At 38.8% G+C, this 15855-nt stretch carries 9 protein-coding genes and 1 tRNA gene; 6 read left to right on the forward strand and 4 right to left on the reverse strand.

Annotated features, from left to right (window positions below):
* Positions 1-2: 2 nt before the first annotated feature.
* The gene (locus tag HT99x_RS03790) at positions 3-8363 is read left to right on the forward strand and encodes an ankyrin repeat domain-containing protein (protein ID WP_139016569.1); all 8361 of its coding nucleotides are present in this window, start codon (positions 3-5) and stop codon (positions 8361-8363) included.
* 8 nt (positions 8364-8371) lie between these two features.
* Complete coding sequence (locus HT99x_RS03795; protein WP_075065597.1) at positions 8372-8836, forward strand: hypothetical protein; 465 nt, start codon at positions 8372-8374, stop codon at positions 8834-8836.
* Positions 8837-10493: 1657 nt separating this feature from the next.
* On the opposite strand, the gene HT99x_RS03800 is transcribed toward HT99x_RS03795, so the two are convergent.
* The 3 genes from HT99x_RS03800 to HT99x_RS03810 all read right to left on the reverse strand — a co-directional run bounded on the left by HT99x_RS03800 (position 10494) and on the right by HT99x_RS03810 (position 12391).
* Positions 10494-10769 (reverse strand): hypothetical protein, encoded by a 276-nt coding sequence (locus tag HT99x_RS03800; protein ID WP_075065595.1) that lies wholly within the window; start codon positions 10767-10769, stop codon positions 10494-10496.
* A 64-nt stretch (positions 10770-10833) separates the two neighbouring features.
* Entirely contained in the window at positions 10834-11118 is a 285-nt protein-coding gene (locus HT99x_RS03805; RefSeq protein WP_075065594.1) for a hypothetical protein, read from the reverse strand.
* 97 nt (positions 11119-11215) lie between these two features.
* Complete coding sequence (locus HT99x_RS03810) at positions 11216-12391, reverse strand: metallophosphoesterase (protein ID WP_075065593.1); 1176 nt, start codon at positions 12389-12391, stop codon at positions 11216-11218.
* 705 nt (positions 12392-13096) lie between these two features.
* On the opposite strand from HT99x_RS03810, the gene HT99x_RS03815 reads away from it, so the two are divergent.
* The 3 genes from HT99x_RS03815 (at position 13097) to HT99x_RS03825 (ending at position 15197) form a co-directional block, all read left to right on the forward strand.
* Positions 13097-14185, forward strand: a complete 1089-nt coding sequence (locus HT99x_RS03815) for a hypothetical protein (protein WP_139016568.1) — start codon at positions 13097-13099, stop codon at positions 14183-14185.
* A 125-nt stretch (positions 14186-14310) separates the two neighbouring features.
* Entirely contained in the window at positions 14311-14754 is a 444-nt protein-coding gene (locus HT99x_RS03820; RefSeq protein WP_075065591.1) for a hypothetical protein, read from the forward strand.
* Positions 14755-14867: 113 nt separating this feature from the next.
* On the forward strand, positions 14868-15197 hold the full coding sequence (locus tag HT99x_RS03825) for a hypothetical protein (RefSeq protein WP_075065590.1): 330 nt from the start codon (positions 14868-14870) through the stop codon (positions 15195-15197).
* 49 nt (positions 15198-15246) lie between these two features.
* Here the strand turns inward: HT99x_RS03825 and HT99x_RS03830 are convergent, their stop codons facing one another.
* The gene (locus tag HT99x_RS03830; RefSeq protein ID WP_075065589.1) at positions 15247-15477 is read right to left on the reverse strand and encodes a hypothetical protein; all 231 of its coding nucleotides are present in this window, start codon (positions 15475-15477) and stop codon (positions 15247-15249) included.
* A 229-nt stretch (positions 15478-15706) separates the two neighbouring features.
* On the opposite strand from HT99x_RS03830, the gene HT99x_RS03835 reads away from it, so the two are divergent.
* Positions 15707-15783, forward strand: a tRNA-Met gene (locus tag HT99x_RS03835).
* Positions 15784-15855: the final 72 nt, after the last annotated feature.

Here is a 15855-nt window from a genome sequence, read left to right on the forward strand (position 1 = left end):
CCTTGCCCAAAGTTGGCAAGGATGCCTTTCTTGAAAAAGATAGGCGGCAGAAGCATTTTCTTGACTATGCCGATGCCGCGTTTAAGAAAAAAATCCTCTCTGCTTTAGATAATGCCCAAGAGCAACAAGATTGTTTGCAAAAAAAGCAGATGGTGCTTGAGTCTGCATTAAAGCAAGAACATTTTGCTCAATTTGATAAAAAAAATAACCTCGTTGAAAATTGCATACTCTCTTATTTGCTTGAGCAAGGCATTGAATCCTTCAAGGTTTTATCAAAGATCAACTTAACGTTACGCTCACCGGTTCCTGGATGCCCCAAAGCACTGAGTTTCTACGATTATTATCAACAACGTTATCATTCTCAATTTTGGCAATATTTAGTTGATAATATTGATGAGCTGAAGATTGATGATCTCGATGAATTGCGTTTAGTACCCGATCTTATTGTCACTAATGCCCCACTTGCTGATATTGATGTTGTTTTGGAAAAAGGGCGCGTTTGGATAGGGTCACAAATTTTAAGCATCAGTCAATTCAAAAGCTATATCAATTCGTTTCCTAATAGAACACTTAAAACGAAAATACTCACAACAGCAAATTTGTTTGAGAGTATGCATGCTCGAACGCAGGTGCAAAAGCTTCTTGATAAACCACATTATACCCATGTCTACAACGAAAAAGGTAATACGGTTCTTCATGAACTAGCGGAAGCGGGTTATGAAAAAGAGTGCATCAAATTACTTTCACGCGAGAAAACTAAAGAACCAAAATATAATGCACATTTAGAGAGCATTTGGCATATTGCTGTTAGAAATAATTTAAATCAATTACTAACATTTTTACTTGAAACGCAAAAAAATAATATAGATTGCTTAAATGCCAATAATTTATCGCCGTGGGGATTGGCGATTATGCTTGACAATAGTGAAATGGCAACGCTTTTAAAAGATAAAGGTGCAAATACGGCTTTATTTATCAACGAACAAGGCCAAACCGTGCTTCATAGTGCGGTTGTCTCGGGTGATGATGAGCTGCTTAATCGTTGCTATGACTGTGCTACAGCAATTGATGTTGTTGATCTGAATGGTTACACACCACTGTACTATGCTTGTTTGAAAGAAGATAAAGAATTATATCAATTTTTGAAGAAATTCCCTGGCGCAAAACGAGCAGAAGAAATCGATTTTTTTAACGCTATTACTAAAGGTGACATAAAAGCCTTACAATCTTTGCTGTCCCAAGGCGTTAATCCTCATCTCAACAACAACCTAAAGCGAAGCGGGCTAGATGTTGCCCTTATTTATCAGCGCAAAGAGATAGCAGCGAAACTTAAAAAGCTGGGTGTTAAAAAGAATCTTACTGAAACTAAAATCAAACACATTCGCCAAGGATTGAATGCCTCTCCACACGCTATAGAATTCAATTACGATCTAAACCTTAAAAAAACACGTAAAGGGATAGAGTTAGTCATCAGCGAGTTGAATGCTCTTTGCCATCAGAACCATCAAGACATTATTTCTCCTTGGGCAAATACAGCTTCTATTCACGATTTGGGTAAATGGAAGATTATTCGTCAAAGTGATTCTTGCCATGTTATTTTAATGAATCCTAATAATCCACAGCAACCTGATATGGTGTGTGTGCTGTCAGTCAATGGAGATATTAATTTAACCTTTGCAAATTTGCCTAATGCCCGTGTCAATTTCTCAACCTATGCTAATTTTGCTGCTGAATCGTTGGCATGTATTAAGCAATGCCGTGTTAACGCAAAAAAAATTATTACAGCAAAGCAGTGTAAATTTTTAAATGGGGCTTCTTTAAAACTTGCGGCTGAAGATGTCGTTTTAGAGGGGATGCTCTCTTTTAAAGAGGTTGAAGTCGATGCTAAAAATGAATTTAAGCAATCAGCGAATTTCGTGACTGAAAAGCTTGAAGTTCAATCAAAAACATTGAACTTACATGGTCAAACTGTGGCTTCAAAAATGTTTTCGTTTGAAGCCAAAGGAACATTTAATCATTTTGGACAATTGATTGCTGGGCATCAGGGCAACGTTAAAGCACTAAGCATTCAGTTGGCGCGCAACAGTGTTATTGTTATTCAGCAAGGATCATTGAAACTGTATGGCGAAGCACGAATTAATAATTTAGGTGCGCTTATTGGTGATCAAGTCAGTTTAAAATCGAATGTGATTATTACTAATAATATTGGTGCAATGGTAAAAGGCTTACATTGTCGCTTTCATGCACCACAAGTAAATCAAGCGGGATTTTTATTAACCGGGCAAAAAACAACACTCTCTCCTGTTGATTGGGTTTTAAACGGTTTGCATGCTGGGGTGAATTTATTAGAATTGTGCTCTTACATCCCTGCGCCTAATGCGATTGCTTTGCGTGGTTATTTATTGTTAGGCAAAACACTGTATCGAGGTGGCGAATTACTCAATAGAGGTATAAACGGAGAAGAGATCCAAAATATAGAGCTGGTAAGCCTTATTTTAGATAATATCGTACCTTCTATAGGATTTATGAGTTCTAGTGACGAAAAGGCCACATTACTGGTTAATCTTTCATATCAATTTTATGGCGCTTTATATTCTGAAGAAGAATTCATTTATAAAAGTTTAGAGCTTATTGAGACCTTAACAAGAGCCGTTAGTGTTTATTCTGGCGGCCTCCTCTCTGCTGAAAGTGCAGAATGGTTACAAACTGCTGCGAAAATCATTAATGGCTCTCGTTATGCCCTCAGAATTGCTGATGCATCCATTGCTGCGTATCAGGCATGGTATGAGGAAGACGAAGATGCACTCGAAAGAGCACAAGCGCATCTGGGTGCAGTCAGCGAAGCCATTTTTCGTGAAGCGCTTTATAAGTTGGCACCTTCAGAGCTATTAGGTTCTAATTTAGCGGTAAAGCCGATCGATATCATTCATTTTATCTTAAATCAAGGGCATAACTCCGATCAGTATCTGCAATCTATTGTGTATGGTGCATTACATGCTGCACAACGAGCAGGTGTCATTGAGCCTGAATTTCAAAATGATTTGCAAGTAGGTGCAAGATTCTTGTTCAGGATGAAGCATTGGCAAACGTTGTTTAAGGATTTTCAAGAAGATAGATTAAGCACGCATGCCGTCGTTAATGAGGCATTAAATAGCTTAATGGTTATTTTAAGCTCAGACAGAACTCGTGCATTCTTAAACAAAGCTGATGAACCAAAAGATGTTCTTCAAATGGGCTCAGAGGTTGAGCAGGAAGTTGCAATATTACTGGTTGAAGAACCTCTTACTGATATGACGCCAATCGTGACAGAGGCTTCTGTCGTTGAACCAGCGCGGCAGCTAACAAGTGAAGATACCATTGAAAAAATTAATGCTGATGTTGAACAATATAAGCACGTAATCCCTGAACATCCAAAACAAGTGCTTACACTTGATATCGATGAAATCACAGAAAAAAATGTAGAATCACTTCCATCAACTGCGTCTAAGGATGATGTCTCGATCACGCTTTTAAAGTCATTATTTGAGGTTCAAAAAGCGTTAAATGGTGAATACGCTGCGAACGGTTATCTTGGTATATTTGCCGGTGCTCTTCATAATGAAGGCATTATAGAAGTCACTGGTGATATCGGCCTGAATGTTAGCAATAATGGTACAAATAATGGATCGATAAAAGCAACACGATCAATAGGGCTGTATGGCAGCGATATTCCTAATCGCACTCAAGAAGGAGCGATCTTAAGCCAAAAAATTGCAGCAACCATTAATACGCATTTTACTAATTTTGAATCCGGTACCATTGATGCGGGAGAAGCAATTTATCTTACTTGCATCGGGTTAATTGAAAATTTTGGTGAAATAAAAGCTTTGAGAAGGATCAATACCACTGCAAGTCGTATAATCAAAAATCATCAAAGCGGACGCATTATTTCTAAAAAAGACGTTAAGTTACTTTGCGATTTGCTAGCAAAAAATGAAGGGATTATTGTTGGTGAAGAAGTCCATTTTGAAGGTAAAGGCAAGCAAGTACTGAATGCCGGAACGATTCTTGGTGTTGAAAAAATACGGCTGATTTCTGAGAAGTTGGTCACCAACACAAAAGGCGGAAAGCTTGTTTCTAAGCGGGTGAATTTTGAAGCCTCTGAAATCAGTAAAGAAGGGACTGTTCAAGCAGAAATGGTTAAAACCCAGAATGTTGACGGTTCTAGTGCTGATAAAGTTTCATGGCGCAAAGATGAAGAAGATAGCCTTGGGGTGGTTGCTTTAAGGGCTGAGAGTTATGCCATCGATAAGGATGCTTTTAATAAAACTCAAGTCTTAGACGTAACCTTAAAAGAACACCAGTTATTGCAAGAGTCTTTATTTGAGATTAGCCCGGATTTCTCTAACATTTTACAACTCCATTTAGAGCATAGCGACAAGCTAATTCCCATTTGGCAACTGCCCAAAATGCAAAGTAGTGCCACCCTCATATTAGATGCGCCTGGGGCAAAATTGTCCTCGGTGGGTACGCACAATGCTTATGATAGTGCACTTTATTTTATCGGCGATAAATTTGAATTTTCAGCCGATCTAACCACTTTTTCCAGTTTAGCACTTTTTGATGTTCGACAAATTCAAGGACTGGGTGCAACGAGTGTTTTGGATTTAAAAACGGATGGGTTATTGCAAGCTGACAGTATGGTGAATCAAGGATATATCCATTCAGATGGCATTCTTTCATGGAATGTCGATTCTCTACAAAACGACGCCCAGCTTGCGTATACAACGGAATATTTCACTTACTCTAAGCATAATCCTGAATTGCAAGCCTGCCCAACAATCAGTGTCGTAGAGAATTCTGGTACTGTGTCTGCTTTAGGGCATCAAGGATATGTGGGTAATTTTACGCAGCTTGGTGGAACATTCAAATCGGGTTTAGAGGGGAACCACGTTTATTTTGCTAATAGCGTCCAAGAGGCAATCTTAACCCAACATGGTGAAAATCCAACAGGCATTTTGCATGATGCAGGACAGAATTGGTACATCAAACCTGTATGGCGTAATGCTGAAGTCAGTAGCACAGGGCAAAACATCTTTATTGGTTCTGGCACCATGCATGTTGGCGGATTATCATTTTGGGGCGATGAATTTGGTTACTTAGTACCGCAAGGGGGATTGCTTTGGTCAGAAAAATCACAGCGATACGAAATTGATCAAATCTTTAGCTTGAAAAAGCATGGTAAAGTTAACGGTGTGATGCATGAACATGAAATCGGATATGTTCCTGTTCAAAACGATCTTTCTTCTAATAGCGGAAACTTAGTTGTTGCTGCGCCTGAAGGTAGCATTCATTTAGCCAATGTCGTGATAAGTTCAGCGGGTAGTACAACGTTAGCAGCAAAAGATGAAGTATCAATTGATGGTATAACGCTCGATAAACATAGCGCTTATGCCTATAAAAATAGCTCACTCTTTCGCACAAAATCGGTAAAATCTTCTACTGAAGAAAAGATTGTTTATAGCAGTTTTATTTTTACCGGTGGCGAGCTCATTATACGGTGCCAAGATTTCTCCCTGGGTGCAGTGCAAGGTGCTATTGGTAGTGCAGATATTGTCGCCTATAAAACCACGTTGAGTGGCTTACAACAAACGTATGATAATACGACAATTACCCGAGAATTCTCAATAACATCCCCGGGAAGTGATTTGGTTTCAGTTCTGAAAAGCCATAATGCCAAGGCAATATTTGCTGGGATTATGGGTGCTTGCGGATGGGATCAGCAAGAACTAGAGAATTTGCTCCATGCAAAAAGTATTACCGAAATACCTAAGCCATTGTTAAATACGGCTCGTAATGCATGGAATATTTCTGCGCTGGTTGCTTATGCTTGTGCGGAATATGGTGATTCCCCGGCTGATTTTGTCGGGACTTTCACCGATCAGATGGGTTTAACGTATGTTGATGGTGATGCTAAACGTCACTTTAACCCTAGATTTAGCATACACTCTTCGAAGACAATACAAGAAACTCAGAAAACACAAACGATTTCAACCGAACTCTTTGTTGGCGGAACTTTTAGGCTATCTGGTAATGAGCTGCATTTATTGGATGGTGCGATGGTTGACGCTGAAGATTTACGTATTTTTCTCCTTGAAGGAATCAATGCAACAAAAGCGACCAATACCTCTTCTAGTGCGAGTAAAACAACCAAACATAGTATAGGAATTAATTTAGCTAACCCTAAAGATCTCAGTGTCAGCGCAAGCAAAGGGACCCGGGTAGAGCATGTTACTGAAACTTCCTTGGCTAAATTGCATGCGCGAAATACGGCTGAAATTGATGCGGGTGATCATATAAAAGGAGATTTATTAATCGAGGGGGAAAAAGGCGGAAAGGTTGTAGCAGAAGAGATGAGCTTTTCAACGTCACAGCATACCAAAACGCTAACGAGCCATTCCAAAGGTGGAACGGTTAGCACTGCGGTTACGGTGAGTGGTCATTATCGAAGCGATAGGGAGAGTGAAAGAACAACGGTTGAAAAAGCGGGTATTATATTGCCTGGCGGTGAAGTATCAGCAAATACGATTCATCTTGAAAATGGCTCAAAAATTGAAACAAGTCACTTATCTCGAGTTAATGCTCAAGAAGGTTTGCCTAGCGTAACAGGAACTACCGCAACCGATCATCATTCACAGCAACACAAAAGTGCATCACTTAATCTTTCGTTAAATGGTAAACCCAGTGGCGATCTTGAATATTCAAGCGACGCGGTAGAAACAGTGCATCGACCGACAGTTTTAGCTGATAATGTAGGTCCGCAGGATTTGCCGGGTATTAATACAGAGGCCGAGAAGGAGACCGAAATAACTCACCAGCATCGTCATGGTGTCGCGGTAGCGGGTTTTGTTCCAGATAAAGAGAAAATTCAAAGTGATCTGGCGGTAATGAAAAAAGCAGTCAGCAAAGGGTTACATTGGATGTTTAAACCTAACCCAGTTCAACCTTTAGCACAAACCGTGTCAGCGTTATCTACGGATGAACCTTTAGCACAAACGGTAACTGAGTTAGCTACGGATGAATCTTTAGTACAAGCAAGAAAGAACTTGCCTGCTGAAGAATCTCTCTCTATTGATTTTCATTCCCTACTCATTACTCAAGGAATGCCACCTTCATTAGTGGTTGAAAGCATGCCTACCCCGGATGCATTTTGTTTGTCATTAGGGGATGGGCCTTTACCGATTTATCAATTTCCTTATGGCGAACTTTCATCTATCCCAGTGCCATATAACATTATTAAAGTAGATAATTCTTTAATTCAATTCCATTTTGATAATGATGAAACAATTCCCATTTATCAAACATCACAATCAAACGAGCGCTCATTTTATGATTATAATCCTGAAACAAGGCGTTTTCATGTTTACATAGATGGTCGACCTTATGTTCCTAAGCCACGAGAACCATTTCGTTTACCTTCAGCCGTCCCAGCGTATGATGAAAACCCAGTTTGGAATCATGTCTTTGCCTTTTGTCGTTCTGTAGAAAAATCTAGAGATATGGCGGTTGATGCATTGTTGCATCCTATAGAAACCATTGTAGATACTGGAACTTTAGTGTGGGATGGCATTAATGCAGTTTCTTTAGTACGGTTTGGGATAGTTAATCAAGAAGCTCACCAACGGAATCTTGAACGTTTGGATTTGCTTAATCAAGCATTTGATGATTTTAAAACCGGAGATAGCGTCACTAGAACAGAGATGCTATTTGATATTGCATTGCCAATGTTATTTACTTCTAATTTTGGGCGTGGGGGCTCTCGTTATTCCAGGAAAGGGATTTTAATTGAAGAAATACCCGCGTTAGAATCTTTTGATTGGAAAAATTTACTTTTACCAGAGTACAATGTATATCATAGTGTCAGTTCTCCTAATCGTGGGCAAAGTGTTTTAAATGGTATTAATCCTAGATTTTTAGGTACTGAATCTAGGTTTGGTAAAGGCTTTTATGTTTCAGAAATTCCTGATACAACATTATATGAGTTGAAGCACAATAAGCTACAAGCTAGTCATACCATCAGATATACTGTTAATTCAGATAAAATAAAAGTCCTTGATTTATCCGATAAGAAAATTGCAGCAGACTGGGAATACAAAGGTGGAGAGAGGAAAGAAGAGTATATTAAAATGGGCGAGCTAGCACAAAAGCTAGGATATAATGCCATTAAATTTCCTTCTGTGAGAGGGCCAGGGCATAACATCGTTGTTTTAAAAGATTTTCATGAAATTTTACAACACAAAATGGTGGTCCCAAGCCCAAGCTTGTCAGATTTAGTACCAGCAGAACAAACTAAACAATTTGATAATTTGCTAAAACTTAAATAGGTGCAATAATGATATTATTTTTATGGAAATATACTTGTATCAACGGCCATGAATTTGAGGTGCCTCAGCTTGATGAATTCGAATATGGTACACTTCTGTTAAGAAATGAATTAAATGAAATTCAATATGTATGTCTGGGTAATAAAGCTTTTGATGAAATAGATAGATTGGTTTCTGGGCATCCTTTGGTTTCTCATTTTGAAGAGGGTGATTTAACGGATGTTGTGCAAAGTGTATTTAGTGTTGCCTGTGATATAAATATTCACGGTGGGCCATTTAAAATAGCAAGGAGACAAAGTTGCCCTCAATGCAGCACAAGAATGATGGACGATTGGGACCAAATTATTCCGTTCAAACCAGTAGAAGTTGATGTCAAAGAAGTTACCCACAATCATTGGTTTAGTTTGTCAGAAGCAGAAAAAAAATCCTTAGTAGACACAGCAATATTGAAAGAGTTGAAGAAGACCCATTAGTTGCTATGGCTCTGGTCCAAACAACACATGAATTTTTATAATGTGAGGTTCCAGAGTTAGATGAGAATTATAAAACAAGCATAAATGCTAGAAGTTGAAAATATAAGCAGCGGAAGCTGCGACATTTAATAGCCCCGGGTAAAACGAACGAGCCGTAAGGCAAGTGAGTGGAACCCGGGGTAAAGTAGTCACTATCATTTGAACTGCGGAAGCAGTGAAACAATGATTGTGTCACCGGTGCCCCGGTTGAAATGGAAAGAGAATTCTTTACCCCGGATTCCAAGCAGTTTTGCTATCGCAAAATGCTTTCCAGCCGGGGCTAGCGAATTTCCTCGCTGCCGCGAGGCTATTGTAATGGTTCCGTAATTCGTTGATGCAAATCGTGTGTAATGAGATGAGGAGCGTAGCGAATCAATCGCCCACTTTGAATAAAAGGGGGCGGCTCGCATCTTTCGGCGCAGTCCGGCGAAGCATTCTTGCCCGGCGTAGCATTAGCAAAGCCGGGAGCGTAGATGGACGAAGACGAAAGCGAGCGGGGGATTTTTATCTGAAGACCTATAACTTTACTAATATTTATCTTTTATTACACTTTTGAATATTATCAATTCGTCCAAGCCAAATTTTAGTTTCAGTCATATTGGTTTTAAAGGATGAGATCAGCTTTAATCTTTCGTAATAATGCTTTTAAGATAAAAATCCCCCAGCAAGCTTCGCTTTCTGCCCCCTTTTATTCAAAGTGGGCGATTGATTCGCTACGCTCATCCTGTTGTAATAAAATTATCCCGCTAAAATATATTGAAGTTGAAGAGGTAACTCATAATCATTGGTTTAGTTTATCAGAGGCAGAAAAAAAATCCTTAGTCGATGCCGCTATATTGAAAGAGTTGAAGAAGACTCTTAGTTGCTGCAGTTTTGGTCCATAAGCAGCGGAAGCTGCGATATTTAATAGCCCCGGGTAAAACGAACGAGCCGTAAGACAAGTGAGTGGAACCCGGGGTAAAAACAATCTCTATCATTTGAACTGCGGAAGCAGTGAAACAAGATTGTTTCACCGGTGCCCCGGTTGGAATGGAAAGAGAATTCTATACCCCGGATTCCAAGCAGTTTTGCTATCGCAAAAATGCTTTTCAACCGGGGTTAGCAAATTTCCTCGCTGCCGCGAGGCTATTGTAATGGTTCCGTAATTCGTGGATGCAAATCGTGTGTCATTAGAAGATGAGCGTAGCGAATCAATCGCCCACTTTGAATAAAAGGGGGCGGCTCGCATTTTTCGGCGCAGTCCGGCGAAGCATTCTTGCCCGGCGTAGCATTAGCAAAGCCGGGAGCGTAGACGGATGAAGACGAAAGCGAGCGGGGGATTTTTATCTGAAGACCTATAACTTTACTAATATTTATCTTTTATTACACTTTTGAATATTATCAATTTCGTCCAAGCCAAATTTTAGTTTCAGTCATATTGGTTTTAAAGGATGAGATCACCTTTAATCTTTCGTAATAATGCTTTTAAGATAAAAATCCCCCAGCAAGCTTCGCTTTCTGCCCCCTTTTATTCAAAGTGGGCGATTGATTCGCTACGCTCATCTATTAGCAATCCTAATATTACCTAAAAATGAAAAATACTTCTTTTCATGGATGCTGCGGCTGTGATGCCAATAAATCAATACGGGATCATATTATAGGCTTGGTCCAGATTTAAGTAGCGCACTTCATCATAATGCGGTGAAAGCGAAAGTTGTGCTTCTTGATAGATGGTCCAATTATAAAGAAAATCGATATCGTCTATCATATAACTTATTAGAGAGTTGGTTTTATTTATCTGTGTGTAATTATAAATCCCTAATCCTATATTCACTATCAATAGACCTATAAGCATATCAGCGGGATCAAAACCACCAGAGACTTTTTGGATCTCTGTTAAACTTAATAATTTCATGCATTTTCCTTTAATTTCTAAGGGATAATGCCGTTTAAATTTTAAACGGCAAAATGAAAATAGGCTAGTGATGAATCATCCTGCTACCGGCTTCTTCTAAGCTTAAAGCACGAGTTTCTTCGTAAAGTGGTAGTTGGGATAATTGTACTTCTTGATAAATGGTTGCTATTGAAACGAAATCGAGAAGTGAGTCATTGAGGCGATTAGCGGCTTGCATTTTATCGATTTGAGCGAAGTTATAAAATCCTAATCCAATGTTGGCTGCCGTTAAGCAAAAAAGCATCGTCACTGGATCAATAAAACCGCCGGAAACCTTGGTTACTTCAACTGAAGTTAATACTTTCATCATTTATCTTCCTTAACAACTTGAATTGATGAATGAGTCGGCGATTATAGTTAACAGGCCTAAGAAGTCAATCTATAAATCGAATTCAGCAGACTGATATTCAAATATATGTGGAAGGATAATAAATTTCTTTAGCTGAAATAGAAATGGTTTCTTTTTCTGGATAGCGTAGCGCAGTAAGTTTTCCACCAAAAGCGCAGCCAGTATCAATACAAAGGGTATTATTGACCCAGTGCAATTCTGCAGTGAAAGCATGCCCGTAAACCACTAAAGCCTCTCCATGATATTCTTGCGCCCAATCTGACCTGATTGGGTAACCAAACTCATCGATTTCACCCGTGGTAGCACCGTAAAGCGAAAAGCTTTTAATCCGAGGAGAAATGCGTCCTTGATAAAATGCTTTCATACCAGCATGGGCGACCACTAAACGATGGTTGTCGAATACATAGTAAATGGGTAATGATTCGATAAAATCAATGGCAGCGCTTTTAAAGGCTTCGCTAGCGTGTTCAAATTCTTGCACCGTGGTTTCTAAACCATGTTTTAATTGAATAGACTTGCCTTTAAGATAAGCTAGTAATTTAATTTCATGATTTCCGGCAATACAAAGTGCGCTGCCATGTTTTACCATATTCATCACCAGCGCTAATACGGCAAGTGATTGAGGCCCGCGATCGGTTAAATCGCCCACAAACACAGCCCGGCGCTGTAAAGGCGCGATAACAGCGCTTTGTTCAGAATGAATCAGCGCTTCATTTATCTGATAACCCAGTTGAGTCAGTAATTCGAGCAATTCTGCATAACAGCCATGCACATCGCCGATAATATCAAAAGGGCCAGATTCATCGCTTTTATCAATATCGAGTTTATGGCGAATCACTTCGGTTTGGGTAAAATGATTGGGTAATGAGTAACAATGCAGATATTTTTCCTGCTTGGGTAATAAGATTGCAGGATCAAAGACCATTGCCACCACTTGGCAGTGATTTTTTTTGGCAATAATGCGTAATTTTTCCCGCTCCTTAGCATTCAGATTTTGCGCATCAATAACGGTTAATTTACCATTGAACAATCGTAAATGGGTGAGATGATAAAGTAGCTCAAAAGCCAAAGGGGAAGCGCTAGAATCGATTTTTTGATCGGTTACTTGATAGTGGCACTCTGCTAATGAAACGATTTCAGAAGGTTGGAAATGTGCTTTGGCAAAGGCAGATTTCCCCGCACCTTCAGGGCCAATCAGTAAAATTAAGCAAAATTGAGGGATATTCAACAACATTAGATTCACAATAGCTTATTTAAAATAGGTGTATACGCTGAGTGATTATTCTACTTTAACATGTTGTGTTATATGCACCAAGCCTTCCTTAGCACTACTTCCCGCAGCCAAGCCAGTTTTGTTGTATGTGAGCATCATCATGGGTTGCGGCAGCAACCTAAGTTGCTAGCCCCGGATGGAAAGCATTTTGCGATAGCAAAATTGCTTGGAATCCGGGGTATAGAATTTTACTCATTCCAACCGGGGCACCGGTGAAACAACACATTGTTTCACTGCTACCGCAGTTTTGATTTTAGAGGATTCTTTTACCCCGGGTTCCACTCACTTGCCTAACGGCTCGTTCGTTTTACCCGGGGCTAGCTATTGTCGCAGCTACCGCTGCTTATCTTTATTGTGTACTTCCCATTCTAAATAATAACGACCTCTGAACTTTTCTAAATGGTTCATTGTCCACACGATAAGAACGAGAAAATTGTGTGGTGGTTTATGACCGACAGATATAATATTTATGACTGGGTTGGTGATAGGTCAAAAGACCGCTTAAGACAACTACTTTCGAAATACGATATTAAGGTGGATGAAACCAAACAAAATAAGCAAGAAATTTTATCGCAAGTGTTAAATACACTCCAAACCGCCGCTGAAGTTTTTGAACTTAAAAAAATTATCCTCACACCCGATCCTCTCGATAAACGCTACATTGAAGTGCAAAATCAAGAAAAACAATATATGGAAGCAATGTGCAATCTTGCCGCAAAACGCAAACAAATCCAGCGCGATATTAACGAAGCGGTTTCGATGTTTGTGATTGCGGAAAAAATGAAAGAAATGCACAGCATTATTAGAGATTTAAACAAACAAGAATCTGAAGCCAAATTTCAAATGATGCAACAAGCTTATCAAGCTGCTGCCCAACAAATGCAGCAGCAATTATTGGATAATTTAGATAGATTAGAAAAACAAACTTACTCAGATATGTTAAAACATAAAGCGAATATTGATCGCTTAGATAAAAACATTGCGAGACTTGAAGCGCTAGAAAAATCTGTTTTTAAAGAAGGTGCTTTAGAGACCGCTGAAAAACAAATGGAATTAGAATTTTCTGATGGAACACGTGTGGCAGATATTATGACGAAGGAACAAGCCGCTAAAATCAATGAAGATTATTTCTTGGAAAAATATCAATCAGAGATTGAACTTGATAATGAAATTGAAAGTACTTATAAAGAAATAGAGCAAAACCGTGCACAACGAAATGCACCTAAAGTAAGTTCTTCATCGAATTCACCAACATCAAATGATACATTCCTTAGAGGTTATAGGGGAGCACAGGGTGCTTTCAATTCACAAGAAGCAATTAGAACTTCGCAATTAGATAGTGAACATCAAGTACTTTTGAAAAAATTAGAAGGATTAAAACAAAAGAAAGAACAAAATGGCAAAGCCACCCCTGAGCAAGATACCCAATTAATGAAAAGAATTGTTCAGAAGAATGGGATATCTATGTCAGATGCAAATGTAAAAGAATTTGCAAAACCAGCTATAGAAGATTATAAGTCAAATGCTGAAAAAGCAAGAGAATACAGACGCCAAATTAATGATAATAAAGCTGAAAAAGCAGCTGAACTTAGCCAGGCTAAGAGTAAATATGATGTTTATAAAGATGCTGGTGTTAAATTAAACAGTAAATTTGAGAAGGATACTAGTAGTATTAAAATGAGTAAAACTGATGAATTATTTGCCATGCTAAATCAACCCACCCAGCCTAATACAAGTGTACGAAACAAAGTATAACGATTGTATCATCATCTTTTTAATTAAATATCTGTACTAAGTTATTATTATATAATAATTGAAAAATCCTGAATTTTAATGTAAATTATTGCGATTGGATTTGTTGGATAAATTTGGAGATCAAAATGACCACAAAAGGTGTAGTTCCTAATTTAGATTCTAAATATACTATGGAAGAAAGACAAACTTTTTTTGAAATTGTAAAAGCAAACAGTGATGGTAATCATACCCTAATGGGAACATTAGTAGAAAAGCTTGATTCAGGACAACGCGAGCGTTTTAAAGAATACTTTGCTGACTTAAAAATTGTTCAAGCACATGATCAAGAGCTCCATTCAAAAATGGTGTCTTACAAAACACAATATGAGCAACACATGACTCGGGTTGCAGAACTTGATGTTAAAATTGCTGATCTAGAAAGAAAAGAAAAGTTAGTTTTTTCCCAAGGTGCTAAACAAACAGCGTCAAAACAAATGGACATTCCAAAAGGCACAGCTATTGCCGTTGCTAGTAAAAAGAAAGTTAAGCCTGGCAAATCAGGTTCTTCTCAAAATTGCGTCGTAATGTAATCTTCTTACATTAACTAAAAAAAGCAGGTTAGTCCTGCTTTTTTTTGGTCTGTTGCATTTTGTTAGGCCATTAAATAGTATCAATTCCAATATTAATAATTAAGGAATAAAGCATGGCTTTATCGGGTATATCGCTAGAAGATAGTAGCCAATTTGAGCAAATTTTACGGGTTGTTCGAACAGATAAGTGTCAGGGCGCGCAATTATTATTAACACTTTCACAAGCACAAAAAATAAAATTGATTCAGTATTTATCGCATAAAGTTGACCAGCAATGTCAGGAAATTGCTGAGTTGCAATTACTCGATGCCGATATGGATGCGCAAATTACTGTATTAGAACATCGCTTAGCATTTTATGCTGCCGAAGCATTTAACAACAAAGAAAGCGCGACTGAGGCAAAGCCGGTGAAGAAGAAAAGCAGAGGTTGTACGTTATTTTAAAGAAGGATCGGCCTCAGCGGTCTAATACCAAGGCCAATCCGATTACTCATCAGTTAAAGTCGGAAAAGGAGATATCCGTAATGCGAACCTCATCTAATATGGGGCCAGCTGAAGTTAGTTGGTTAGCGAATTCTGTGGTGTTGGTAACTTGACCGGTCACAATCGCTTGAATCAAGCCTGAGATTGGTGCCGCAACGCTAGAAGGCACATGGAGTGTCAGATTTAAATCGTAATCACCGCCAGACACTAAATTGGTTTCCATGATATTTAATTGTTTCATAACATTCTCCTTTGTTTGAGGTTAGTTGCGTATAAACGTGTATATGCAACACTTAGGAGTATACTGAGCCTACCCAATGCATTCAATAGTTAAACAGTTGAATAGGTAGTTATAAAACTATTCATAAGAATAACTCCTCTAAAATATGTTAAATCAATTTGTTAGCAAACATCGGAAGGTGATGATACTTGCTTAGTAAGGCCATTTAACATATGATGTGCCAACTTGACGCGGGGTGGAGCAGTCTGGCAGCTCGTCGGGCTCATAACCCGAAGGTCGTAGGTTCAAATCCTGCCCCCGCTACCAGTATCCTACGTAGTAAACCCCTCCATGGGGTTTTTTATTATGCATGAAAACGTAGATGTATAATGCAGTGAA

The organism is Candidatus Berkiella aquae (genome assembly GCF_001431295.2).
GTDB lineage: Bacteria > Pseudomonadota > Gammaproteobacteria > Berkiellales > Berkiellaceae > Berkiella > Berkiella aquae.

Bases quoted from the DNA above. Each gene is read 5' to 3' on its own strand.
- HT99x_RS03825 (WP_075065590.1), top strand. From the start codon at position 14,868: ATGGCTTTATCGGGTATATCGCTAGAAGATAGTAGCCAATTTGAGCAA.
- HT99x_RS03820 (WP_075065591.1), top strand. From the start codon at position 14,311: ATGACCACAAAAGGTGTAGTTCCTAATTTAGATTCTAAATATACTATG.
- HT99x_RS03805 (WP_075065594.1), bottom strand. From the start codon at position 11,118: ATGATGAAAGTATTAACTTCAGTTGAAGTAACCAAGGTTTCCGGCGGT.
- HT99x_RS03795 (WP_075065597.1), top strand. From the start codon at position 8,372: ATGATATTATTTTTATGGAAATATACTTGTATCAACGGCCATGAATTT.
- HT99x_RS03830 (WP_075065589.1), bottom strand. From the start codon at position 15,477: ATGAAACAATTAAATATCATGGAAACCAATTTAGTGTCTGGCGGTGAT.
- HT99x_RS03800 (WP_075065595.1), bottom strand. From the start codon at position 10,769: ATGAAATTATTAAGTTTAACAGAGATCCAAAAAGTCTCTGGTGGTTTT.
- HT99x_RS03810 (WP_075065593.1), bottom strand. From the start codon at position 12,391: ATGTTGTTGAATATCCCTCAATTTTGCTTAATTTTACTGATTGGCCCT.